The organism is Pseudomonas sp. HTZ2 (assembly GCF_033173945.1).
GTDB lineage: Bacteria > Pseudomonadota > Gammaproteobacteria > Pseudomonadales > Pseudomonadaceae > Aquipseudomonas > Aquipseudomonas guariconensis.
Window position 1 is genome coordinate 5,056,634 of sequence record NZ_CP137332.1, and the last position, 23,061, is coordinate 5,079,694.

Consider the following 23,061-nt stretch of genomic DNA (forward strand, 5'->3'; position numbering starts at 1 on the left):
AGTAAATAGCCACGCCCGGCTTACGTTAGTGAGTCGAGCGTGGTTTTTTTTTGGAGACCGATCGATGCCGCTGCACCCTGATATTGAAGGATTTCTCGAACTGGTGGAGTTCGGTCGCCTGACCGGCAAGAGCCAGCCCATGCATGAACTGTCGCCGCAACAGGCACGCGAGCAGTTCGCCCAAGCTTCACGGCTGCTGGACAGCGCCCCAGCCGGCAACCTGGAAATCACCCAGCTGACGATCCCCAGCCGCGACGGCCAGCCCCTGGCGGCGAGGGCCTATCAGCGTGCCCAGGGTGCGGAGCGACTGCGTCCGGTATTGGTGTATTTCCATGGGGGTGGCTATGTGGTAGGGAGCCTGGACTCCCACGACACCCTATGTCGTCGCCTGGCCTTGGCGGGGGACTTCGTGGTGCTGTCGGCGGACTACCGGTTGGCGCCGGAGCACAAGTTCCCCACCGCATTCAACGATGCCGAGGACGTGGCGCTGTGGCTGCTCAATGAAGGCGCCCGTCATGGCCTGGATGCCGGGCGGGTGGCGTTGGCAGGCGACAGCGTCGGCGGCAGCCTAGTGGCCGCGCTGGCGATCCGCGCCGCTTCGGCCCCGGAGCAACTGGCGTTGCGGCCGAAGGTCCAGGTGCTGCTGTACCCGGTGCTGGACGCGGCGGTGGAGCGACCCTCGCTGGAACGCTTCGCCGAGGGCTACCTGCTGGAGAAGCAGTCGCTGCGCTGGTTCTACCGGCAGTACGAACGTGATACTGCAGACCGGCTGGACTGGCGCTTCTCGCCGATCCATGCCCAGCTGCCAGCGCAACTGGCGCCGACGATCCTGTGGCTGGCCGAGTTCGATCCATTGCTCGATGAAGGCCTGGCTTATGCCGAACGGGTGCGCGGGGCTGGGCTCGAGATCGACTGCGAGGTCAAGGCAGGCATGACACACGACTTTGCACGCATGGGCGAGGTGGTAGGCGAAGTGCCCGAAATGCTGACGACGCTGGCGCAGGAAATCCAGCGGCGGCTCTGAGCGCTTGGGGGCCGCTGCGTGGCCCATTAGGGGCGCAGCGGTTTTGCTTGCTTTTTCCAAGAAAAAAGTAAGCCGCCGTAAGGGCGCAAGGGTGAATCAGCGTCACCCAGCTCAATGGCTAAGCCCACAAACCTCAGAACCGACACAGCCCCAACGAAAAAGCCGGAGCCCACACACGTGGCTCCGGCCTCCTGGTCCTGCCTGGCGCCGATCAGTAGCGGGCGCGCAAGGTCAAGGTCAGATTCCGCGGTTCGCCATAGAAGTTCGACCCCCAGGCACTATCAACCCGGTCGTAGTACTTGCGATCGAACAGGTTGTTGGCGGTCAGGGTCGAGCTCAGGTGCTCGCTGAATTTGTAGCCCACCTGCGCGGTGGTCACCGCGTAGCCACCCTGAACGAAGTCGACATCACCGCGTCTGTAGGAGGTTTCGCTGACCACACGGGTACCCCCGGCCACATGGAAGCCTTTGAGCGCGCCGTCGAGGAACTCGTATTTGGTCCACAGATTGAAGTTGTGCTTGGGCGTGATGGTGCTGAACTGGCTGCCTTTGCTCACGCCGTTGGTGGTGTCGTCCTCCAGCAGCTTGGTCATGGTGAAGGCATAGCCGGTGGCGATGCTCCAGTTGTCGGTCAGGTTGCCGGTCAGCTCGGTTTCCCAGCCTTGGCTGCGCACCTTGCCGCTGGCTTCGTAGCCATTGACGCCGTTCCACTGGGCACGGTTCTCGTCGAAGATCTGGAACATCGCCAGGGATGCGTTCAGGCGACCATCGAGCAGTTCCTGCTTCAGGCCCACTTCATACTGCTTGCCCTTGTGCGGGCCGACCATCTGCTTGCCGGTGGCGTCGGTTTCGCTCTGGGGCTTGAACACGCTGGTGTAGCTGGCGTAGGCCGAAAGCTCGGGGGTCAGCTTGTAGACGATGGCGCCATAGGGAATGGCCTTGGCGTTGGTCTCGGTGGACGGGTTGCCGAAGTTGTTGAAGAAGGTGTTGGCGTTCTTCGCGTCAGCTTCGAACCAGGTCACGCGGCTGCCCAGGATCACGTCCAGCTCGTCGGTGACACTGAGCTTGGTGCGGCCATAGATCCCGTACTGCTCACTCTTGGAGTAGTTGAAGTTGGTGTGCGGCATGTCCAGGTGCGGCAGGTCGTTGGCGCCGCCGATGCCGATCGGAAAGCCGTCCGCCCAGCCGTCGCCGTCAAGGTCCGCTGTGCCGTAGGTGAAGGCTTTGTCCAGGTGCTGGTATTCGCCACCGAGGGTGAACTCGTGGGTACGACCGGCGAAGGTGAATGGCGAGGTGACGAAGCTGTCCAGACCCATGGTCTTGATGCGGGTGTAGTAGGAGTACATCGACGCGATGGCGGTATTGGTCGCCGGGTCCACGCCGTCGGTGGTCCAGGTGAACTCGCGGGTGGGGGTGCGGGCATCGCGGTAGGTCAGCGAGGTCTTCCACTGGCCGCCATTGTCCAGGGCGTGGTCGAGTTCGGTGAAGGCTTCCCAGGTCTCTTCCTTGAGCGTGTTCCACTTGGCATCGATGTAGGTGTGACGGCCCACATCCAGCAGCTTGCCGTTGGCATAGGCCGGCAGGCCGAACGCCGGAGTGGAGTCGTTCTTCTGGTAGGCACCACCGAACGACAGGGTGGTGCTCGGGTCCAGGTCCATTTCCAGGCGACCATAGAACATCGGGCGCTCGTTCTCGACATAGTCGACGAACGATTTGTTGTTCTCGTAGGCGGTGACCGCACGGCCGCGGATCGTGCCTTCGGCATTCAGCGGGCCGGTGACGTCGACCATGGTGCGATAGCGGTCCCAGGAACCTGCGGCCACCTCGCCGTTCAGGGCGAAGGTGTCCAGGGCGCGCTTGCGCACCACGTTGATGGTACCGGCCGGCTCGCCGGACCCTGCGTACAGGCCGCTCGGGCCGCGCAGCACTTCGACGCGGTCATACATGGCCAGGTCGAAGCTGGTGGCCATGTCGCCTTGGCCGGTGATCTGCGAGACGCCATCGACCTGCACCTGGTCCACCAAAAAGCCGCGCATGTACACGTCGTTCAGGCTTGAGCCGGTGTTGTAGGTCTTGATGGTGGCGCCGGTGACCTGGCGCATCGCGTCCTGCAGGTTGTTCATGTTCTGGTCATCCATGCGCTGGCGGGTGACCACGGTCACCGACTGCGGGATGTCCTTCAGGCGCTCGGTGCCTTTGCCGATGGTGACCGCCTGAGCCGCGTAGGAGTGCGTGCCTTCGGAGGTGGCGCTCAGGGCCTGGCCGTCGATCTGGATGTTCCCCAACTCCAGAGCGTCGCCCGCCGAGGGCCCCTGCAAGGTGACCTGGGAGCCGTCGATGCTGTAGCGCACGCCGGTGCCTTGCAGCATCTGGCGCAGCGCTTGCTGCGGCTCAAGGCGACCGTTCACCGCGGTGGAGCGCTTGCCGCCGACGGTGTCAGGGCTGAACAGGATCTGCAGGTTGGTCTGCTGGCCGAGGGCTTGCAGTGCCGAGCCCAGCGGTTGCGACGGGATGTTCAACTGAATTTCCTGGGCCTGGACCAGCGCTGCGCAGGGCAGCATGAGGGCCAGGGCCAACGGTGACAGTGCGTGTTTGACAGACATCGTGCTTCCTTTGAAGGAACTTGTAATTTTTTGGGTGAATGAGAGTTGTTCGTATTCAAGGAGAAGACGCATAGCCTTCTGGAAACCGGAAAAAATTCTTGCAGGTAGGGGTAAAAAAGACGCGCCTGGGGTCAGGCGCGCTCGGTCAAGGGATGCAATTGGCCGCCACGTACTTCGATGAGCTGGTCGGCCAGGTCGAAGTAGCGGTCGTCGTGGGAGATCACGATCACGGTCTTGCCCTGGCGTTTGAGGTCCGGCAACAGCTCGGTGTAGAAGACCTTGCGAAACGCCGGATCCTGATCGGCGGCCCACTCGTCGAACACCAGCACCGGACGCTCGTCGAGCCAGGCGTGCAGCAGGGCCAGGCGTTTGCGCTGACCGGTGGAGAGGTCGGTGGTCGAGAACGCGCCGTCGCGGATGGTCACCTTGTGCGCCAGCTCCAGGCGCTCGAGGTAGGCCTGGGTGTGCTCGGGGAGCACGCCCTTGCGTTCGAGCAGTTCCTGGAAGAGGAAGAAGTCGGCGAACACGGTGGTGAACAGCTGGCGATAGTCGTCACGCTGGGCAGGGCCGACGGCCTGGCCGTTGAGCAGTACCTGGCCGCTGTCGGGTTCGTACAGGCCCAGCAACAGCTTGATCAGGGTGGTCTTGCCGCTGCCGTTCTGGCCGACGATGAACAGCAGTTCACCTGGCGTGACCGTCAGATCGAATGGCCCCATGCGAAATGGTGGCAAGCCGTCGACGCTGGGGAAGGCATAGGTCAGTCCACGCAGCTCCAGGCTTTTGAGCACAGGGCGTGCGCCGGTCTCGTTGGCGGAGAGCAGGAACGGCTCGGGCGTGGAGAACGCGGCGTTCATGTCGGCGATGCGCTTGAGGGCGACGGCGTTGCGGCTGATCAGCGGCAGCAGGCTGAGCACCGATTCCATCGGGCCTTTCATGAACAGCAAGGTCATGATGAAGCCGCTGAGCACGCTGTTTTCGACCGGCACCCCCCAGGTCTGCTGGGCCAGGCACAAGCCGATGACCATGAAGAACAGCAGCGAGCCGAAGGTGCTGGCACTCAGGAAGATGTTCACCGAGCGGATTTGCAGTGCGGCGATGCGCTGCACGGTGGGAATCACCTGCTCGCGGTACAGCGTGTGCCGGCGCTGGCGGTGCATGCGCAGTTCCTTGGCGCCCTCGGCCATGCTGCGGTAGTACTTCTGCAACTGGTCTTCTTCTTCGCGGGCGGCTTCGAAGCCGCCCATGCCATGGCTGCGCGCCACGTACTGGGCGATGCAGCCAAGCACCACAGCGCTGGCGGTGATCAGGAACAGCGTCCCATCGAGCATGGCCAGGTAGCCCAGGCAACCCAAGGTCACGGTCAGCGAGACGATCAGCTGCGGCAGGCCGAAGGTGAAGTCGCTCACGGTGTCGATGTCGTGGGTCAGCACCGGGATCAGGCGATGGCTGCGGTAGCGTTCCAACTGCTCGATTGGGGCGCAGAGTACCTTGCCGCCCAACGAGATGCGCAGGCGCGCGATCACCTGCTGGCCAACGTAATTGGTGCCGATGTTCGCGGCGATGGCGCAGCCCAGGGCCAGCGCGCACAGTCCGGCGAAGCCGAGCATGACCGCGCTGGCGATAGCCTGCTCGCTGTGCATCAGGGCGTTGATCCTCGCCAGCAGTGCGGTCACGCTCAGGCCGCCGACGATCCCCAGCACGATGGAGACGGCCAGGGTGGGCAGCAGCGGGCGCAGGATCGACAGCAGTTCGCGGGATGTAGCCTTTGTCGAGCTCATGAAGCGTCCTCAAAAAACGGCCGCGCGTTACGCGCGGCTCAGGGCGACGGCTTCACGCAGCCCGGCACGCTGGCCGGCCAGGGTCTGGTACAGCGACTGACCGATTTCGCTGGCGCGCATCGGCAGCACCGAGAGCAAGGTGTCGGACAGGCCGTGTGAGCTTTCGCAGAACCCTTGCAGGTACACCGCCGCCTGCAGGTCGTCGCTGGCCAGGGCCCGGTAGTCGCGATCGACCACGAAGTCCTTCAGGTGCTGCTGCAGGGGCGCCAGAAGCTCGCGGTGCGAACGGCGTTCGTAGCCGGTGGCAAGGATCACCGCGTCGTAGCGATGGGTCTGCTGCTGGTGTGTGGCCAGGTCCTGCAGGGTCAGCTCGATGCCCTCGGCAGTGGCGGTGGCCGCTTCGACTTGACGGCGGCAGAGCACGGCGTGACGGAACTGGTGGGCGACTTTCTGGCGATAGAGGATGCCGTAGATGCGCTCGAGCAGGTCGATGTCCACCACCGAGTAGTTGGTGTTGTGGTACTCATCGATCAGTTTCTTGCGCTCGGGCTGGCTCTGGTTGAACACCAGGTCGGTGTACTGCGGCGCGAAGATTTCATTGACGAAGGGGCTGTCGTCGGCGGGTTTGAGCGCCGAGGCGCGTACGATCATGTCGACCTTTACCGATGGGTAGCTGTCGTTCAGGTCGATGAACGCCTCGGCCGCGCTCTGGCCAGAGCCGATGATGGCGATGCGCATCGGCTTGCCGTCGCTGCAAGGCAGGGCCGCCAGGCTCTTGAGGTAGGTGGAGTGGTGGAAGACCCGTGGATCATGCTTGAACGCGGCGAAGGTCGCCGGCACTTTCGGCGTGCCGCCGGTGCCGACCACCACCGAGCGGGCCAGGCGGCGGCGCTCCTGGCCGCCCGCCTCGCGGGAGATCACTTGCAGGTGCTGGATGCGCCCGGCTTCCAGGACCGGCTCGATGCGCACCACTTCCTCACCATAGGCCGCCTGGGTGGCGAAGTGTTCGGCAGCCCAGCGCAGGTAGTCGTTGTACTCCAGGCGGCAGGGGTAGAAGGTGCCCAGGTTGACGAAGTCCACCAGGCGCTGCTTCTGGTGCAGGTAGTTGACGAAGCTGTAGGGGCTGGTGGGGTTGCGCAGGGACACCAAGTCCTTGAGGAAGGAGATCTGCAGTTCGCTCTGGGTGGCCAAGGTGTCGCCGTGCCAGCGGTAGTTGCGCTGCTTGTCGATGAACAGGGCATCGAGGGCGTAGCCGTGGGTGTCGGCGAGTTCTTCCAGGGCGATGGCCAAGGCCAGGTTGGAAGGGCCGAAGCCTACGCCAATCAGGTCGTGAAGGGGCTCGGAGGTTGGGTGCTGGCTCATGGTGACGATTCCTCGGGGTCTGTCGGAGGTGGGTGCCTTGAAGGCACCCGGGTCCTGCGCATGTACACCGATAGAACGAGCCGTCAGCCGTGCAATTTAGAACTCTTCTCGTTCTCCAGTTCCCGGACGACGCGAAAGCCGATCCAGTCGCCGCGATCGTCCGGATAGGTCTGGTTGCGGTTGCCCGAGCGGGAGAAGATCGGTGCTTCGCCCCAGTCGTTGCCGCGCAGCTGCACCAGCTCGCAGTTGGGTTCCTTCCAGGCGCTGCCATCGCTGGGCGCGCCGACGTAGCTGTCGTGATAGCAGTCGGCAGTCCATTCGTAGACGTTGCCGTGCATGTCGTACACGCCGAAGGCGTTAGGCGGGTAGCTGCCCACGGGAGCGGTATAGCTGAAGCCGTCCTTGGGGCCGTAGACGTTGGCGTGGCGGGTGATTTCGTAGTCGGCATCCGGGTCCAGAGGGAAGGGGAATGGCCCAGTGCTGCCGGCACGGGCCGCGTATTCGCGTTCTGCCTCGCTGATCATGCGGTAGGTATGGCCAGTCTTTTTCGACAGCCAGGCGACATAGGCCTCGACGTCCTTGTAGCTCATGCACACGGCAGGGTGGCGGTCGGCGGTTTTGGGGTCGAGCTTGTAGCTGGGGACGCTGTTGGTGCAGCGCCGGCCTGGGCGATCGTCACCGTCGGCGATCACCGTACCGGTCTGTTTGAGGTAGGCCTGCCACTCGCCTGCGGTAACGTGGAAGCGGCTGATGGCGAAGGGCTTGTCGAAGGTCACCAGGTGCAACGGGCCCTCGTCAGGCTGACGGCCGACCTCATCGTCCGGGGTGCCCATCTGGAAGCTACCGGCGGGCAGTACCACCATCTGCGGGCAGTCCTTGCAGTCCTGGAACACTTCGCCGGGCTTGTGGTCGTGCGCGCCTCGGGCCGGGCCTGCGAGCAGGCAGCCGAGCAGGCCGAGTAGGGATAGCGGGCGTAGCAGGTTCGTGGGCATCGTGGATTCCTTGCTGTGGCGGTCATAGCGTGCGCTTGAGCAGCGCGAGGGTACGGTCGAGTTCCTGTTCGTCGTTGAGCAGGCCCGGCGCGGTGCGGATCACCGGGCCTGCGTCGCGGTACACGGCGTCGACCATCACCCGGTGTTCGATCAGGTAGTTGGCGAACCGGTCCTGGTCTTCCTCGGCCTTGACGCGGAAGAAGGTGAACCCGGCCGAATGGGTGCTGCCTTGGGGGGTGACCAGTTGGAGTTGGTCGATTTCCGCCAGGCGCTGTTTGAAGTAGTCGTTGAGCTGGTGGATACGCGCCTGCACATCGGCCTTGCCCAATTGCAGGTGCAGCTCGAAGGCTTTGCCGACTGACCAGCGGTGCTCGAAGCTGTGATAGCCCCCGGGGGTCATGATGGTGGCGAAGTCCTCGTCCTCGGAGAACGTGGCGAAGGTGGGTACCAGATGGTCTTGCAGTTTTTCGCTGGCGGCGCAGATCAGGCCGGTGCCCCGGGGGCCGAACATCCACTTGTGGGTGCCGGCGATGAAGTAGTCGCAGTTGAAGTCGGAAAACTGCGCATCTTCCACGCCGAACCCATGCACGCCATCGACCACGTAGACGATGCGATCCTGCTCGTCGCGGTCGCGATTGTGCCGACGCACCAGCTCGCCGATCTGGCCAATGGGCAGTTTCACGCCGCTGCCCGAATGCACCCAGGTCATGCCCAGGACGCGGGTATTGGGCCTGATGGCGCGGTCGATGGTCTCCAGGATGCGCTCAGTGCTGACGTTCCAGGCCTCGTCGAACAGGCGAAGCTTTCGCACCTGGGTGCCTTGCCGGCGTTGGCGAAGGTCGAAGCTGGTGTTGGCCGAGTAGTGTTCGTGCTCGGTGGTGAGGATCTCCTGGTGCGGCGCCACCTTCAGGCCCGCGTAGATCATCCCCAGGCCTTCAGTGGTGCTGCCGGTCAGGGCAATCTGGCGGGGTTTGACGCCCAGATAGCGTGCGGCCCACTCGCGGACCTCGGCCTCGCGCTTCCACACTGCCTGGCTGTGCCAGTCCATCCACTGCGCCGGGTTGCGGTCGAGTTCGGCGCGGTAGCGGTCGATGCTCTCCTGCACTGGCCGAGGGTGGGTGGTCACCAGGAAGTTGGACAGGTGAATCACCTCCGGCGCCTGGGGAAACAATGTGCGCAGCTGGCGCCATTTGTCCTGGCCGGTCAGCGACGCGGGCGCGGCGACGGCCAGGGCGTGGGGCATCATGGGAAGGCTTGCGGCCAGCAGGCCGGCTTGCTTGAGGAAGGTACGGCGATTGCTCATGAGCGGTCAGGCCTTGATCAGCGGTGGGCGACAGGGTGGGCGGATTTCTGGACCTGCTCCCACACGCGCAGGAAGTTGCCGGCCCACAGCTTGGCGATGTCGGTTTCGCTGTAGCCGCGGGTGAGCAGTTCGGCGGTGACATTGCGGATTTCGCTGACGTCCTTCCAGCCGTCCAGGCCGCCGCCGTCATTGAAGTCCGAGCTGATGCCGACATGGTCGATGCCGACCTTCTTGACCGTGTAGTCGATGGCATCGACGTACTGCTTGAGGGTGGCCTTGGGCTCTTCCTCGAGGATGCCGTAGAGCGAACTTGCGTACTCGCCGAAGCGCGCCTCGGGCCAGATGGCGATCACCGCATCGCCTGGCATCAGGGCGTTGGCCAGGCCCTGCAAGGGCGGCAGGTCGAAACGCGTGCGCAGGGCCTGGAGCTTGTCGAGTACTGGCTTGCCCAGCGGTTTGAGGTACTGGCCGAAGCCGACCACCTGGATCACGCCGCCGCTGTCCTTAATCAGTTGCATCTCCTTGTCGGACAGGTTGCGTGGAATATCCACCAGTGCCCGGGGCGCGGAGTGGGAGGCGACGATCGGCGCGCGGGAAAGACGGGCGACATCTTCCAGGGCCAGCGTGGACATCTGCGACACATCGATGATCACGCCCAGATCGTTCAGGCGCTTGACCGCCTGCTCACCCAGCGGCGACAGCCCGCCAAGGGCATCGGCGGTGTCGTTGAAGAACGGCAGCGGTCGCGAGGAGTCGGCCCAGTCGTTGTTGCCGGTGTAGCTGAAGCCGAACATGCGCATGCCACGCGCCGCCCACAGGTCGAGCTGGGACAGGTCGTGGCCGAGCGGGTAGGCATTGAGCATGCTGATGAAGATAGCGAACTTGCCTTCGCCGTTCAGGCGTCGGAAGTCTTCGGGGGTGTAGGCGATGCCCACTTGGTTGGGGAAATCGCGGACCATGCCGGTGATGATCTTGTAGCGCACTTCCTGCTGGTGGCGGGCCTCGTCGACGAAGCCCGGGGTGGGACGGTGCGGGGCGTTGGGCCCGTTCCAGATCTCCGGCCAGCCGAAAATCGTCAGCGCCGCGCCGGAGAGTCGTCCACGGCCGGCCTTGACCAGGTCGAACTGGCCCGGACCGTCCTTGTCGAGCTCGTTGCCTGCTGTACCCAGGTCCAGTGGCACGGTCACATGGCTGTCGAAAGAGAGCATGTGCTCGTGCAGGGCATTGGCCTGCTCGACGATGGGGCGCGGGTAGCCAGGATCCTGGCCGAACCAGTGGAAGTAACCGGCAGCGCCAAGGGCGGCTGCCAAGGCCAGGGGCAGGCCGATGTACAGGGCTTTGCGGGAGCGGGTCGTGGTCATTGCCATCTCGTTGCAGGGCTGATCGGGGCGAGGTGCCGGGCAGGTGTGGGCCAGGGCAGGGCTCGGGTATCAGGTGGACGAATGGCGGGACGGCAAATTTATTGGCGGGCGCTGACGCTCAAGAAGTGCGCCGGGCGGCCGATAGTTACTGCGTCTAAATGGCCCTAATGGGCAGGGAGAAACACATGGTAGGCATCACAGGGATCAACATCGCTAGCCCATCGCTGGCCACGACCACCCAGGCGGGCGAGGCGGACAAGACCGAACAGGGCAAGGCGACGGGCGTGCAGGTCGATCTTTCCGGGCTGCGTGATACCGCGCAGGCCAAACAGGCCAAGCAAGCGGAAAGTGCCGAGGACAGCGGTGAGCCGCCGCACATCAAGCAATTGCGGGAGATGATCAAGAAGCTGCAGAAGCAGCTGGCCGAGGAGCAAAAGCAACTGGCTCAGCTGGCGGCCCAGAACATGGACGAAACCAGCAAGCTGGCAGCGATCACCGCCAAGCAGGCGAGCATCGCCACGATCAGCGGTGAAATCCAGGCGGCCACCGCGCAACTGTTGGAAGCCCTGAGCAAAACCGGCGGCAGCAGCGCCGGTGGCATGGTCAGTACCCAGGCTTGATACCGGGGATGCGCATTCGCGGGTAAATCCGCTCCCACAGGTTTTGCGGTGCTCTCACGAACCCCGCCATACCTGTGGGAGCGGATTTACCCGCGAAGCAGGTGCCGCGCAGCATGGTCGCGGATCAGTCGTTGGCTAGGCGCGGACGGCTCTGGCGCTCGGCCTTGTACTGCATCGCCACCGCCGGTGCCGGCTTGGCGCTGCCGGTCTCCAACCACTGGCGCATGCGACTGGCATCGGCGAAGTGGGTGTACTTGCCGAAGGCATCGAGGATCACCATGGCCACTGGGCGATTGTCCATCTTGGTCAGCAGCACCAGGCAGTGGCCGGCCTCGTTGGTGAAGCCGGTCTTGGTCAGCTTGATGTCCCAATTGCTCTTGTTCACCAAATGGTCGGTGTTACGGAAGCCCAGTGTGTAGTTGGGCTTGCGGAACGCCACGGTCTTTTCGCGGGTGGTGGAAAGCTCGCTGAGCATCGGGTACTTGCGCGAAGCCATCAGCAGCTTGGCCAGGTCACGGGCGGTGGAGACGTTCTGGGTCGAAAGGCCGGTGGGCTCGACATAGCGCGTGTGCGCCATGCCCAGGCTGCGCGCCTTGGCATTCATTGCCTTGATGAACGCGCTGTAGCCACCCGGATAGGCGTTGGCCAGGCTGTTGGCGGCGCGGTTCTCCGAAGACATCAGGGTGATCAGCAGGGTCTCGCGACGGTTGAGCTGGCTACCGAGCCGCACACGGGAATAGACACCCTTCATCTCCGGGTTGTTGGCAATGGTCATGGTGAGCATCTCATCCATGGGCAGCTTGGCGTCCAGCACCACCATGGCGGTCATCAGCTTGGTGACCGAAGCGATGGGCACTACGCGGTCGGCATGGCTGGAATACAACTCCTGGTTGGTGTTCAGGTCGATCAGCAGGGCGCTGCCGGAGGCCAGGTGCAGCTTGGCGGGGTCGCGTTGTACCTGGGCCGGGGGTTGTGCAGCAGCGGTCGACGGAAGGGTCGCGGTTCCTGTGAGCAACAGCAGCAGGCTGAGGATGGACAGGGAAGTTTTCACGTTGAGGCTCACTAAAAGTTGGTATGTCGTTGGCTGTGCAAGGGTTTCCCCCAAAAAACCGATGCATTCTGGAGTATGGCCGAACGGCTGTCGAATGCCTTATATCCAAAGGGCGCAAGGTGAAGGAAATTTAATCCTGTACCAATTCTGTACCAATTAGCTGCTGCTCCAGCTTCGCCAATTCGGACCAATCGTTGGCCGAAGTAAGCCACTTTGCATAGGTGGAAAGAAGCACTTGCACCGAGTGCCCAAGCTGCCCTGCAATGAAGGCAGGATTCATCCCTGACATGAGACACATCGTGGCATAAGTGTGCCGACAGTTGTACTGGGGCCGATGCCTCAAGCTCAGCGCTTTCATCGCGTGGCCGAAGTGGTTGGCCGGCGTTTCCGGCACGGTCATATGCGGCGAGGCGCCGGACGGCTGGAAGATAAAAGGCGAGGTCGTCGAGACGCGCCGCTTCTGCCGGGAACGGTAGTGCGCGATCTCCTTGGCCCGCTCAAGCGCCGCCAGGGCCCGGCTGTTCAGCATGACGGTTCGGGTGTACTTGGTCTTCGTGCGCTCGATGACCTGTTTTTCAACTACGATCCGGCAGATGTGCGCCGTCTTCTTTTCCCAGTCGATCTCGTCCCAGCGCAGGGCCATGATTTCTCCGGTGCGCATCCCGGTGTAGAAGGCGAACTCGTAGAAGGCTGCGTAGACTTGGTGACACCGGGTCAAGTTGGCATACAGCCACTCAATTATCGAATCCGCCTCTTCCACAGTGAAGGGGTCTACCTGCTTCCTGCTCTTCTGTGGCAGCTTGATAGGATCCGCCGGGTTCTTATCGACTACCCCATCAAACACAGCCTGCTTGAAAAGCCGCTTCGCAATGGCAATTGCTGCGCGCTTTACGGTAGAGCTCTTCCACTCGGTCGCCGTGACCACCTTCCTCAAGTCCATGGTTGATATGCCCTTGATGGGGCGTACCGCCAGGCTGGGCATCCAGTAGTTGTTCAACAAGCCCTTGTAGTTCACCCGCGTGTCATTCACCACTTCCAGGCTATCCAGCCAGCTTTGCGCGTATTCGCCGAACAGCAGTTCATTGGTCCTGGTGATGTAGCCCGAGCTTGGGAAAAGCTCGGCGTACCGTTGCTCATCCAGCACGCCGTGCTTGGCCAGACTGACTACCTGAGCGCGTAGATCGGCTGCCGCTTTGATCCCCTTGGCGGTCTGGGGGTGCGCGAGTGTTTCGGATCGACGCTCACCGTTGACAGTAAAACGGATGCGGATTGATTTGCCGATGAATTCGACTCCAGTGGGTAGCCCCAGCTTCCTTCCAGCCACGCTTCGTATCTCCTGATGCTGTAAAAAATCCGGCCGTCGATCTTCTTCCAGACCCCCTCAGGGATCACGCCGCGGCTTCGCTTGCCTTCCAAGGCCCGCTTGGTCGTCCCGACCAGCTCGGCCATTTTCTCCTCCGGCACCTTGTCAGATACATAGGCCACCGGCTGGCGCTCTTCGTCTTGCATGATGGTCTCCACGCCGCCGGTGGCGGCAGGTTGGTGGTCAGTATTCGTCTTCTGTAATGGTGTGCTCGACGGATTGAGAGCGAGCGTCAGCCGCCCCCACGAAGACCTGGTTCAGAGCGGTGTCCTGCAGGGCGCCGACCGCGTCAGTGCCCTCGTCGTCTTCGCCGAGTACTGGCAACGCCTGGTGGCGGATTAGATCGATGCCCACGCCTTCTGGCACATCGAATCGGGTAACGACTGTGGTGGTCACGGTGATGATTGGCATGGCAATAGCTCTCCACGCCCGCGCATGTCGGCGGGCTTGAGTAGTTGGGGGAGGGGTTAGGCTGGAATCAGCCGCAGCGGACGCGCGACGAGTGGAACGTCTGCGGGCGAGCGGGGCGGACAGCCTCGAAGTAGAGGCTCCACATGTCGTCCCAGGCCTCTTTCATCGTTGAGCCCTGGCCGGTGCACCCCATCCTCCGGCACCACCAGGAGCCGAGAGCTGGAGCAAGCAGACCGACCCAAGCAAAGTCGCCGCCATGCGCACCCTGGCCGGCAGCCGCTACGACCTGGTCGAGCGCAACAACAACATCGTGCTCGAATACCGCAAGAAAGAAGTCATTCGTCTGAACGTTGCCCGCCAGCTGGCCGGGGCCAGTGGCGAACGCAAGTCCTTGCAAGTGACGGTGCAGAGCAAGTACGGCCTGGAGCGCATCGACTGGAGCGCCGCCACCTTGCTGCAGGCCGGTGGCAAGATCGAGCATCTGGGCGGCAGCGACTATCAACTGACCCTGCCCCAATACCGCACCGGTGCCCAGGCCGTGAACACCTACACCCTGCATGGCGTGGCCGTGGACAAGCAAGGCAACCGCTCCAACCGCAGCGAAACACAAGTCACGGTCAACGCGCCGGTGTTCGATGCCGCGCGCAGCACCTTCCTGCCCACCGACAGCGTCGTGCCGACCAAAGATGGCGTCCAGGTGGTGACCTTGACCGTGCGCGACGCCCAGGACGGCCTGATCGATGTGCCGCTGAGCGACCTGAGCATGGCCGTGACCCGTGGCACCGCGAGCACCGGCGCCAAGGTCTCGGACTTCAGCCGTAAATCGGTCGGGGTGTACGAAGTGACCGTCACCGCCGGCACCCTGCCGGAGGCCCTGACCCTCACGCCGTCGGTCCAGAACACCGCCTTGGCTCAAGCCAACATCGCGATCATGGACCGGGTACCCGACGCCGGCACCTCCACTTTCAAGATCGCTCCCGACGAGATCGACACCACCGGCACCGACGTGGCCACCCTCACCCTGACGGCCAACGATGCCGACGGCAATCCGGTCCCGGACATCGCCGATCAACTGACCTTCGCCATCAAGGATGCCGCAGGCACCTCGCCAGGCACCGGCATCACCCTCGGCCCAGTGACCGAAACCACCGCTGGCAGCTATAGCGCACGCCTCTCCGGCACCAAGGCCGGTGTGTGGACCGTCACCCCGCAATTCAAAGGCAGCGCCCTCGGTACCCTCAAAGGCACCGTGACGCTGACTGCCGGCCCCATCGCGGCAGCACGCTCGACCCTCACCGCCGCGCCAAACAAAATCATCGCCGGCGGCGGCGCCATCTAGGTCCTGACGCTGACCGCCAAGGACGCCGAAGACAACCCGATCTCCGACATCGCCAGCAAACTGTCTTTCAGCGTGAAGAACGACAGCGGCGCGGATGCAGGTTCCGACGTCACCGTCACCGCCTTGACCGAATCCGCGCCAGGCGTCTACAAGGCGAACCTGAGCGGGACCAAAGCCGACACCTGGACAGTAACGCCGCTCTTTGAAAGTGCCGCCCTGGACCTCGAAGAGAAGGTAATCGTGGAGCCGGGCGCAGTGGACGTCGGCAAATCGGTTTTCACTGCCAACCCACTCTCCGTCGTGGTAGGGACTGGCGAACCCGACCTTAAACTGGAGGCCAAAGATGCCCAGGGCAATCCTGTTTCCGGCATCGCGGCAAACCTGAGCTTCGATGTGCGCGACAGCTTCGGCACACCGGCGGGTTCCGAAGTGACCATCACCCGTCTGCAGGAAACCACCCCAGGCATTTACACCGCCAAGCTCAGCGGCACCAAGGCCGAAGTCTGGACCGTGACCCCACAGCTCGAAGGCAGCGCCTTGAGCGGCTTGGCCACCGACGTGACCTTGGTTGCCGGTACCTTGGACACTTCCCTGTCCAAATTCACCGCCGCACCAAACCCTATCGTTGCCAACGGCGGCGACAGCTCGCAGCTCACTCTCAGCGCCAAGGACGCCAAGAACAACCCGATCTCTGGCCTGGCAACCAAGCTCACCTTCACCGTGAAGAACGACCATGGCCAGGAGGCCGGCACAGCCGTCACCATCGAGAACCTGAGCGAGTCCGCGCCAGGCACCTATACCGCGACCCTCAAAGGCAGCAAGGCCGACACCTGGACCGTGGCGCTCATCCTCGACGGCGCCGCCACCGGCATGAGCGAGAAAGTGATGCTGATCGCTGGCGTGGTGGACGCAGGCACCTCGACGATCGCCGCCGCCCCGGACACCATCACAGCGAATGGTTCCACCCCGTCCGAACTGACCTTCACGGCCAAGGACGCCAAAGGCAACCCGGTCACCGGTATCGTTGGCGACCTTGCCTTCAACGTAACTGACAGCGCTGGCGGTGCGGCGGGTAGCGACGTGACCGTGGAACCCCTCAAGGAAACCACCCCGGGTACGTACACCGCGACGCTCAAAGGGAGCAAGGCCGATGTCTGGACCGTCACCCCACAGCTCAAGGGCAGCGCCATCGGTAGCCTCGCAGCCAAGGTGACCCTGACGCCCGATGCACCGGACGCCAGCCGGTCGAGCTTTGCCGCCGCACCGACCCCCATCGAAGCCAGCGGCAGCGCTTACTCGGTTCTGACATTCACCGCCATGGACGCCAAGGACAACCCGGTCACCAAGAGTGCCGACAAAGTGACCTTCAGCGTGAAGGACAGCAGCGGCGGCGATGCTGGCTCTGATATCACTGTCACCGAGGTGAAAGAAACCTCACCGGGCGTGTACGAAGCGAAGCTGAGCGGGACCAAGGTCGATACCTGGACCGTAAGGCCAGTGTTCGAGGGTGCCGCTGTCGGCAGCCTGAGCGAAACCGTGACCCTGATAGCCGGCCCGGTCGCACCGGGTACGTCGAGCTTCACCGCCAATCCACCCCGCGTCCTCGCTGGCAGCGGAAACACCAGCAAACTGACGTTCACTGCCCAGGACGCGCACAACAACCCGGTCACCGGCCTCGCGAGCAAGCTGAAGTTCAGTGTCGAAGGCACTGCCGGCACACCGGCGCCAGGAGATGTCGATGTCAGCGCGATCACGGAAATCGGCACCACCGGTGTGTACGAGGCATTGTTGGGTGGCACGCTGGTAGACACCTTTACCGTGACGCCACAGGCTGATTCGGTGGACCTGACTGCTCTGGCGCAGCCTGTCGAATTGTACTCGGCTGCACCGCCAGCGGAGGCTCACTCTGACATCAAGGTAAGCAAGGACAAGATCCTTTCGGATGGTGTCGATCAGAGCAAGATCACCTTCACCGTGGCGGACGATGCCGACCGCCCTGTCAGTGGTATTGCGGATAAAATCATCTTTGTGGCAGTGGATAACGGCGGCACTCCAGAAACCAATATCCAATTCGGTGCCATTACTGAAGAAGGAACTACAGGTGTCTATACCTCTTGGGTGTCGGGTGATGTGGCTGGCAAATTCAAGGGGCAATACAGGGTCGTTCCACGTATCGAGGGTAAACAGTGGCGTATAGCTGCGCCGTTCGAATTGCTCGGTATCGAGTTTGCCAGCGCGACCAATGCCTATGGCACGGTTCTTCCGTTCCCGAAAAACATCGGCTTCCCAAGCTCATCTTTCTTAAACGCAGAATTCACTTTGACGCTCTCGGAGAATGTCGACCCTAATGACTACGAATGGACATCTAGTGTGGATTGGCTGGCCCCTCAAGGAGCAGGCCGCTTCAAGTTCATTTCCGAAGCGCCCAAAGGTAGGACGAGTGTGACACTCAAGGCCAAGCGAAAAGGCAGCAACTTCGAGCCAACATATACCTTCGACAAGAAATATTGGTTCCATATAGGCGAAGACAATGTGCCGATCACACCCGATGAGGTTATCGCTCAATGCAACGCGAAAGGAATGAGCCCTGTATCAGCAATTCTGTATGCGGCAGGGGGGGGCTGACAAGACAAGACGGCCTGCTCGCAGAATGGGAGGAGGTGCGACGAGATGATTATTTTATAGTAGCCGTAGACCTAACTCATGATTGGGGCCGTGTACCAGGAACAAAATACTTCACCTCGCCTGACGATCCCAAAGAACTGGACAAACCGAGCCGCCTCCTTTGTTTTTACTAAATTGATCCTATAGAACAAGCCCCGGTTTTTACCGGGGCTTTTTATTTGATCAGTAAAAGACCAGGAGCCCCCACGCTATCTAGCGTATGACCTCTCGTCCCCACTCCCCCGCTCAATCGGCACCCGCCGCGCCAGATGATCGGCCGCGATGAAACCAAACGTCATCGCCGGCCCGATCGTCGACCCCGGCCCTGGGTAGGTCTTGCCCATCAACGCCGCGCTGGTGTTGCCGATGGCATATAACCCTTCGATCACCGCCCCGTCCGCGCGCAACACGCGGGCGTCGGCGTCGGTGCGCAGGCCGCCTTTGGTGCCCAGCTCGCCGGCATCGATGCGCAAGGCATAGAACGGCCCGCGCTCCACCGGCCCCAGGCACGGTTTGGGCCGGCAGTTGCTGTCGCCGTAATAGCGGTCGAACAGGCTGTCGCCTTTGCCGAACTGGGTGTCCACGCCCTGGGCTGCCATCTGGTTGAAGCGCTGCACGCTCTGCCCCAGCCCCGCCGCGCTCACGCCGATTTTGCCCGCCAACGCCGCCAGGCTGTCGGCGCGGTAGATGACGTTGTCCAGCCAACCCTCGGGGATCTTGCTGTCCGGCTGCACCGAGCCAGGCAGCAACACGCCACAGGGGTAGCGCTTGCGGTATTCGGCATCGAAAATCAGCCAGGCCGGCACGTTGGCGCCGGTGCGCGCCTGGTCGGCGTACATGGCGTAGATGATGTCCGGGTACGGCGCGGCCTCGTTGACGAAGCGCTCGCCCCGGCCATTGACCAGGATGCACCGCGGAAACGCCCGCTCGACGAACAGCGCACGCTGCTTCTCCTCGCCCGGCACCCGCACGGTGGGTGCGCCCCATACATGGTCCATCAGCGCCACGTCCGCGCCCTGCGCAAGGCCTGCGCGGATGCCGTCGCCCGTGTTGATCGGCGGCGCGGCTGTCCATTCGGCGCGGGTCGGGCTGGGCAGGTACTGCTCGCGCATTGGTTGGTCGGCTTCGAAGCCGCCGCACCCGAGGACCACCCCAAACGCCGCGCGCACGTTCAACGGCTGGCCCTGACGCTCGACCACCAACCCCGTCACCTTACCCCCATGGCTCAACAGGTTGCGCATCGGCGCTTGCAACCACAACTCGATCTGCCGCGCCTGCATCGCCACGCGCAGGCTGGCGACCAGGGCGTTGCCCAGGGTCAAGCGCCGATCACGCCGCGTGCGCCGGCGCCAGGCAAAGTCGGCCATGTATTTGAGGCCCAGGCGCGCGGTGAGCCACAGCCAGCCGGGCTCCTTGGCCAGAATGGTGTGGGCCTCGACCTGAGTCATGGCGATGCGCCCGGCGATCAAGGTCGCAGGCGACGGCGCGCGCAGACGCTGGAATTCATCCCCCAGGCGCGCCGCATCGAAGCTCGCCGGCTCCATGGTGCGGTAGCCGGGCTTGCCGCCCTCGCGTTCGGGGTAGTAGTCCGGGTAGCGCTCCACGGCGCGAAAGTACGTCTGCGCCTGGGCGGCCAGGTAGCCGACCATGCGCGGGCCATGCTCCAGATAAGCCTCGATGCGCGCTGGGTCGTAGTCCTCGCCGACCGTGGCACGCAGGTAGGCCCGGGCCTCTTCCCGCGAATCATTGCCACCGAGCCCTTCGATCTGGTCGTTACAGGGGATCCAGATCCCGCCCCCGGAGATGGCGGTGGTGCCGCCGTACTCGGCGGCCTTCTCCACCATCAATACCGACAGCCCCTGGTCGTGGGCCCGTAGCGCCGCAGTCATGGCCCCAGCGCCTGAACCGACCACGACCACGTCGTAGACGGCGTCCCAGTGCACAGCCTGCTGATTGTCATTGTTCATCGATGCACCTCCCCGCTGGCGGCCGCTGGCCGCGATTCCATGGAGATCGCACTATGTCACATATTTTTATTTGTGAGCCATTGCGATGACACAAAAACTTGCAGCCGTGCCATTAAGTGCGACAATCGCCGCCACTCCCAATGATCACAGAAGGTTCCGCCATGACCCGACAACTGCGCTGGGGCGATGCCAGCCGTATGGACAGTGCCGAGCAAGGGCGCCAGCAAATCCTCGAATGCGCCCTGGCGGCGATGAGCGAGATGGGCCCGGAGGGGTTTGCCATCGACGACGTGGCGCGCCGGGCGAATATTTCCCGACGCACGCTCTACCGCTACTTCGCCACCAAGCAGGCACTGGTACAGGCAGTGATCAGCAGCGAGAACGCCGGATTCTTCAGTGCCATGCAGGAGCAGTTGGTCAGCTTCGAGGACGACTTCGAGCGCTACCTGGAGGAATGCCTGTGCTTTGCCGTGCGCTACCGCGACCAGCACCGGGGTGGGTTTCACCAGGGCTACCTGGCCAAGGCGGCCAGCCCCGAGGTGTTCGCCTACATCCTTGAGGACATCGCGCCGTTGTGGCAGCAAGTGCTGGCAGGCCCCTTCGAGCGGCACGTGCAGCGCCACGGCGCCAGCGTCAGCCTGGACGACAGCATCGCCCTGATCAGCCGGCTATGCCTGGCCTACTGCCTGGTGCCCGAGGCGCCCGAGCAGATCCGCAAGCAATTGCGCCTGCTGCACCACATCGGTACCTGAGCCCGTCAGGGCAACAGGCGCATGGAACTGGGTACCGGCATGTAGCACGGCTGGTAATTGGGCTGGCAGTAGTAGGCCATGCTCAGCGGCATGGGCAAGGGGCGTGTGACCGCGGCCACATAGGCGGCGGCGAAGGCACACACGATCAGGGTCAGGCAAAATCTTGTTGTTGTTTTCATGGCCATGCCTCTATGCGCGAGGGAGACGTTGTGAAGCCAGACTAGAAGCGACGTTCTCGGCCCGCCTCGTCCAAACGGACGAGGCGGATCAATTTCACGACAGCGCCCGACGGATGTCCGCCGCAGCCCCCTGCAACGCTCGGGCGGCCGCCTCGACGAACGGCGCCAGGCTGACGAAGCCATGCACCATGCCGTCGCAGCGCTGCAAACGCACCGCCACCCCGGCCGCCTGCAGGCGCTCGGCGAAGGCCTCGCCCTCATCGCGCAGCGGGTCGTACTCGGCGGTCAGCAGCGTGGTGGCCGGCAGGCCCTGCAAATCGTCATCGCGCAGCGGCGAGGCCAAGGGGTCGGCGCCCTGCTCCGGGCGCTCCAGGTACTGCGCCCAGAACCATCCCATCATTGCCCGCGACAACAGGTAGCCCTCGGCGAAGTCGCGATAGGACGCGCTGTCGCACGCCGCGTCCGTCACCGGGTAGAACAGGCATTGGTGACGGATCGCCGGGCCCTGGCGCTCCCGGGCCAGCCGGCTCACGGCAATGGCCAGGTTGCCGCCGGCGCTGTCCCCGGCCACCGCCAGGCGGCGGGCGTCCACCCCCAGCGCATCGGCCTGCTCGACCAACCAGCACGTGGCGGCGTAGCAGTCCTCGGGCGCCGCCGGGAAGCGCGCCTCCGGCGCCAGGCGATAGCCCACCGACACCACCACCGCGCGGGTCTCAAGGGCCAGGGCGCGGCACAGGTTGTCGTGAGTGTCGAGGGTGCCGATGACAAAGCCGCCGCCATGGAAGAACACCAGCAGCGGCAAGTCCTCCCGGGCCACCGGGCGGTACAGGCGCGCCGGCAGCAGGCCCGCCGCCCCGGCCACTTGGAGGTCGCGCACTTCGGCCATGTCCGCCCCCGGCAGCGGCGGCATCAGGTTGTCGGCGTGCAGGCGGTATCGCACGGCATCGAGGGTGGCGTAGTCCGGTTCGCCCTGGGCGGTGAAACCCTGGAGCACGGCGGCCAACTGGTTATCGAGGGGCATGGCGCTCTCCTTGAACGTTGCGAGGTAGGCATGCACGCCAGTAGATCGGCACCGTCGATAGCGGCCATCGTCCGTTCAGACGATGACCGATGCGTCACGCGCGGCAGAATCACTCGGGTGCATCAGTACCGCCAACCGAGCTGCCAATGACCAAGGTGGCGTGGTACGGCCGGCGGCCCCAACAAAGACCGGAGAACAACAACATGAGCACGCTGCACCGTATCGAAGCCAAACTGCTGGAGGACCGCTACGCGCGCGGCTGGCATTGCCTGGGCCTGGCGGCGCAATACCGTGATGGCAAGGCGCACCGCCTGGATGTCTTCGGCACCCGCCTGGTGGCCTTCCAGGGCGAGGACGGCCAGCTCAACATTCTCGACGGCTATTGCCCACACATGGGCGCTGACCTGAGCACCGGCTGCATCGAAGGCAACGCCATCCGCTGCCCCTTCCACAGCTGGCGCTGGAACGCCGACGGCGTGTGCGACGACATCCCCTACGCCAAGCGCATTCCTCCACGGGCGAAGATCAAGCGCTGGCCGATCATGGAGCAGAACCATCTGCTGTTCGTGTGGAACGATCCCGAAGGCAACCCGCCGATCGCCGAGCAGGCCATCCCACGCATCGACGCCTGTTTCGACGACGCCTGGGCCCACTGGGAAATCGCCGATCTGAAGATCGACACCAACTGCCGCGAACTGATCGACAACGTCGCCGACATGGCGCACTTCGGCAGCGTGCATGGCGCACCGGTCGATGAATTCAGCAACGTTTTCGAGGGCCACACCGCCGCCCAGATCATGCGGGCGCGCAGCGAGCGGTTGTCCGGTGACAGCGAGCTGACCACCGTGGCCACCTACTATGGCCCGGCCTACCAGATCACGGAAATGACCGGTGCCATGGGCGGGCAGCCGATCCACTCGATCCTGCTCAATTGCCACGTACCGATCGACCTGAACAGTTTCACCCTGCGCTATGGCGTGCTGGTCAAGAAAATCCCAGGACTGTCCGAGGAGGAAAACCAGGCCATCGCCAAGGCCTACGTCAAGCAGGCCCAGGAAGCCTTCTACGAGGATGTGGCCATCTGGCACACCAAGACCCGCGTCGACAACCCACTGCTGTGCGACGGCGACGGCCCGGTGTACCAGCTGCGTCGCTGGTACGAGCAGTTCTACACCGACGTCGCCTTGCTGGCCGATGAGACCCGCGACTGCAAGCAATTCGTCGTGCGCAGCCGCGAGCGCGTTTGACCGTTACACCGCCTGGCACAACCTG

Annotated in this window: 18 protein-coding genes; 6 read left to right on the forward strand and 12 right to left on the reverse strand. The window is 63.5% G+C overall.

Features of this window, described 5'->3' with window-relative positions; genetic code table 11:
• Positions 1-64: 64 nt before the first annotated feature.
• Positions 65-1,024: an alpha/beta hydrolase gene (locus R6G97_RS23535; RefSeq protein ID WP_090346424.1), complete on the forward strand. Its 960-nt coding sequence runs from the start codon at positions 65-67 to the stop codon at positions 1,022-1,024.
• A 211-nt stretch (positions 1,025-1,235) separates the two neighbouring features.
• Here R6G97_RS23535 and R6G97_RS23540 read toward each other — a convergent pair whose 3' ends face one another.
• From R6G97_RS23540 to pvdM, 6 genes are all read right to left on the reverse strand, one after another.
• Positions 1,236-3,626 (reverse strand): TonB-dependent siderophore receptor, encoded by a 2,391-nt coding sequence (locus R6G97_RS23540; RefSeq protein ID WP_070571324.1) that lies wholly within the window; start codon positions 3,624-3,626, stop codon positions 1,236-1,238.
• 131 nt (positions 3,627-3,757) lie between these two features.
• Positions 3,758-5,404 carry a cyclic peptide export ABC transporter gene (locus tag R6G97_RS23545; RefSeq protein ID WP_317847588.1) on the reverse strand — a complete coding sequence of 549 codons (1,647 nt, stop codon included), beginning with the start codon at positions 5,402-5,404 and terminating at the stop codon, positions 3,758-3,760.
• 27 nt (positions 5,405-5,431) lie between these two features.
• Positions 5,432-6,766 carry a lysine N(6)-hydroxylase/L-ornithine N(5)-oxygenase family protein gene (locus tag R6G97_RS23550; RefSeq protein WP_043211586.1) on the reverse strand — a complete coding sequence of 445 codons (1,335 nt, stop codon included), beginning with the start codon at positions 6,764-6,766 and terminating at the stop codon, positions 5,432-5,434.
• Between the two features lie 83 nt (positions 6,767-6,849).
• Positions 6,850-7,758, reverse strand: a complete 909-nt coding sequence (gene pvdO, locus R6G97_RS23555; protein WP_043211588.1) for a dihydropyoverdine dehydrogenase — start codon at positions 7,756-7,758, stop codon at positions 6,850-6,852.
• Positions 7,759-7,780: 22 nt separating this feature from the next.
• Positions 7,781-9,061, reverse strand: coding sequence for a pyoverdine-tailoring periplasmic protein PvdN (pvdN, locus tag R6G97_RS23560; protein WP_289717395.1), 1,281 nt, complete (start codon positions 9,059-9,061; stop codon positions 7,781-7,783).
• 17 nt (positions 9,062-9,078) lie between these two features.
• Entirely contained in the window at positions 9,079-10,422 is a 1,344-nt protein-coding gene (gene pvdM / locus R6G97_RS23565; protein WP_317847589.1) for a pyoverdine-tailoring dipeptidase-like protein PvdM, read from the reverse strand.
• 185 nt (positions 10,423-10,607) lie between these two features.
• On the opposite strand from pvdM, the gene R6G97_RS23570 reads away from it, so the two are divergent.
• Positions 10,608-11,042: a hypothetical protein gene (locus R6G97_RS23570; RefSeq protein ID WP_043211592.1), complete on the forward strand. Its 435-nt coding sequence runs from the start codon at positions 10,608-10,610 to the stop codon at positions 11,040-11,042.
• A 124-nt stretch (positions 11,043-11,166) separates the two neighbouring features.
• Here the strand turns inward: R6G97_RS23570 and pbpG are convergent, their stop codons facing one another.
• The 3 genes from pbpG to R6G97_RS23585 form a co-directional block, all read right to left on the reverse strand.
• Positions 11,167-12,093: a D-alanyl-D-alanine endopeptidase gene (gene pbpG, locus R6G97_RS23575; RefSeq protein WP_043211593.1), complete on the reverse strand. Its 927-nt coding sequence runs from the start codon at positions 12,091-12,093 to the stop codon at positions 11,167-11,169.
• 130 nt (positions 12,094-12,223) lie between these two features.
• Positions 12,224-13,417 carry a tyrosine-type recombinase/integrase gene (locus R6G97_RS23580; protein ID WP_317847590.1) on the reverse strand — a complete coding sequence of 398 codons (1,194 nt, stop codon included), beginning with the start codon at positions 13,415-13,417 and terminating at the stop codon, positions 12,224-12,226.
• A gap of 222 nt (positions 13,418-13,639) precedes the next feature.
• Positions 13,640-13,867, reverse strand: a complete 228-nt coding sequence (locus R6G97_RS23585) for a hypothetical protein (RefSeq protein WP_317847591.1) — start codon at positions 13,865-13,867, stop codon at positions 13,640-13,642.
• Between the two features lie 175 nt (positions 13,868-14,042).
• Here R6G97_RS23585 and R6G97_RS23590 point away from each other — a divergent pair, with 175 nt between their 5' ends.
• Together R6G97_RS23590 and R6G97_RS23595 are read left to right on the forward strand one after the other, a co-directional pair.
• Positions 14,043-15,206 (forward strand): invasin domain 3-containing protein, encoded by a 1,164-nt coding sequence (locus R6G97_RS23590; RefSeq protein WP_317848179.1) that lies wholly within the window; start codon positions 14,043-14,045, stop codon positions 15,204-15,206.
• A gap of 72 nt (positions 15,207-15,278) precedes the next feature.
• A complete protein-coding gene (locus R6G97_RS23595) occupies positions 15,279-17,831 on the forward strand; it encodes an Ig-like domain-containing protein (RefSeq protein WP_327150208.1) in 2,553 nt (850 codons plus the stop codon).
• Positions 17,832-18,079: 248 nt separating this feature from the next.
• Here the strand turns inward: R6G97_RS23595 and R6G97_RS23600 are convergent, their stop codons facing one another.
• Positions 18,080-19,837 (reverse strand): FAD-binding protein, encoded by a 1,758-nt coding sequence (locus R6G97_RS23600; protein ID WP_317847592.1) that lies wholly within the window; start codon positions 19,835-19,837, stop codon positions 18,080-18,082.
• A gap of 161 nt (positions 19,838-19,998) precedes the next feature.
• Between R6G97_RS23600 and R6G97_RS23605 the strand changes: the two genes are divergently transcribed.
• On the forward strand, positions 19,999-20,589 hold the full coding sequence (locus R6G97_RS23605) for a TetR/AcrR family transcriptional regulator (protein ID WP_052352527.1): 591 nt from the start codon (positions 19,999-20,001) through the stop codon (positions 20,587-20,589).
• A gap of 5 nt (positions 20,590-20,594) precedes the next feature.
• Here the strand turns inward: R6G97_RS23605 and R6G97_RS23610 are convergent, their stop codons facing one another.
• Together R6G97_RS23610 and R6G97_RS23615 are read right to left on the reverse strand one after the other, a co-directional pair.
• Complete coding sequence (locus R6G97_RS23610; RefSeq protein ID WP_167358108.1) at positions 20,595-20,768, reverse strand: hypothetical protein; 174 nt, start codon at positions 20,766-20,768, stop codon at positions 20,595-20,597.
• A 94-nt stretch (positions 20,769-20,862) separates the two neighbouring features.
• Positions 20,863-21,789, reverse strand: a complete 927-nt coding sequence (locus tag R6G97_RS23615) for an alpha/beta hydrolase (RefSeq protein ID WP_317847593.1) — start codon at positions 21,787-21,789, stop codon at positions 20,863-20,865.
• Positions 21,790-21,992: 203 nt separating this feature from the next.
• Here R6G97_RS23615 and R6G97_RS23620 point away from each other — a divergent pair, with 203 nt between their 5' ends.
• Entirely contained in the window at positions 21,993-23,036 is a 1,044-nt protein-coding gene (locus tag R6G97_RS23620) for a Rieske 2Fe-2S domain-containing protein (RefSeq protein WP_317847594.1), read from the forward strand.
• Positions 23,037-23,061: the final 25 nt, after the last annotated feature.

What these genes read in the sequence shown, in the direction of transcription:
- R6G97_RS23535 (WP_090346424.1), top strand. Translation starts at nt 65, where the DNA reads ATGCCGCTGCACCCTGATATTGAAGGATTTCTCGAACTGGTGGAGTTC.
- R6G97_RS23540 (WP_070571324.1), bottom strand. Translation starts at nt 3,626, where the DNA reads ATGTCTGTCAAACACGCACTGTCACCGTTGGCCCTGGCCCTCATGCTG.
- R6G97_RS23545 (WP_317847588.1), bottom strand. Translation starts at nt 5,404, where the DNA reads ATGAGCTCGACAAAGGCTACATCCCGCGAACTGCTGTCGATCCTGCGC.
- R6G97_RS23550 (WP_043211586.1), bottom strand. Translation starts at nt 6,766, where the DNA reads ATGAGCCAGCACCCAACCTCCGAGCCCCTTCACGACCTGATTGGCGTA.
- pvdO (WP_043211588.1), bottom strand. Translation starts at nt 7,758, where the DNA reads ATGCCCACGAACCTGCTACGCCCGCTATCCCTACTCGGCCTGCTCGGC.
- pvdN (WP_289717395.1), bottom strand. Translation starts at nt 9,061, where the DNA reads ATGAGCAATCGCCGTACCTTCCTCAAGCAAGCCGGCCTGCTGGCCGCA.
- pvdM (WP_317847589.1), bottom strand. Translation starts at nt 10,422, where the DNA reads ATGACCACGACCCGCTCCCGCAAAGCCCTGTACATCGGCCTGCCCCTG.
- R6G97_RS23570 (WP_043211592.1), top strand. Translation starts at nt 10,608, where the DNA reads ATGGTAGGCATCACAGGGATCAACATCGCTAGCCCATCGCTGGCCACG.
- R6G97_RS23585 (WP_317847591.1), bottom strand. Translation starts at nt 13,867, where the DNA reads ATGCCAATCATCACCGTGACCACCACAGTCGTTACCCGATTCGATGTG.
- R6G97_RS23600 (WP_317847592.1), bottom strand. Translation starts at nt 19,837, where the DNA reads ATGAACAATGACAATCAGCAGGCTGTGCACTGGGACGCCGTCTACGAC.
- R6G97_RS23605 (WP_052352527.1), top strand. Translation starts at nt 19,999, where the DNA reads ATGACCCGACAACTGCGCTGGGGCGATGCCAGCCGTATGGACAGTGCC.
- R6G97_RS23610 (WP_167358108.1), bottom strand. Translation starts at nt 20,768, where the DNA reads ATGAAAACAACAACAAGATTTTGCCTGACCCTGATCGTGTGTGCCTTC.
- R6G97_RS23615 (WP_317847593.1), bottom strand. Translation starts at nt 21,789, where the DNA reads ATGCCCCTCGATAACCAGTTGGCCGCCGTGCTCCAGGGTTTCACCGCC.
- R6G97_RS23620 (WP_317847594.1), top strand. Translation starts at nt 21,993, where the DNA reads ATGAGCACGCTGCACCGTATCGAAGCCAAACTGCTGGAGGACCGCTAC.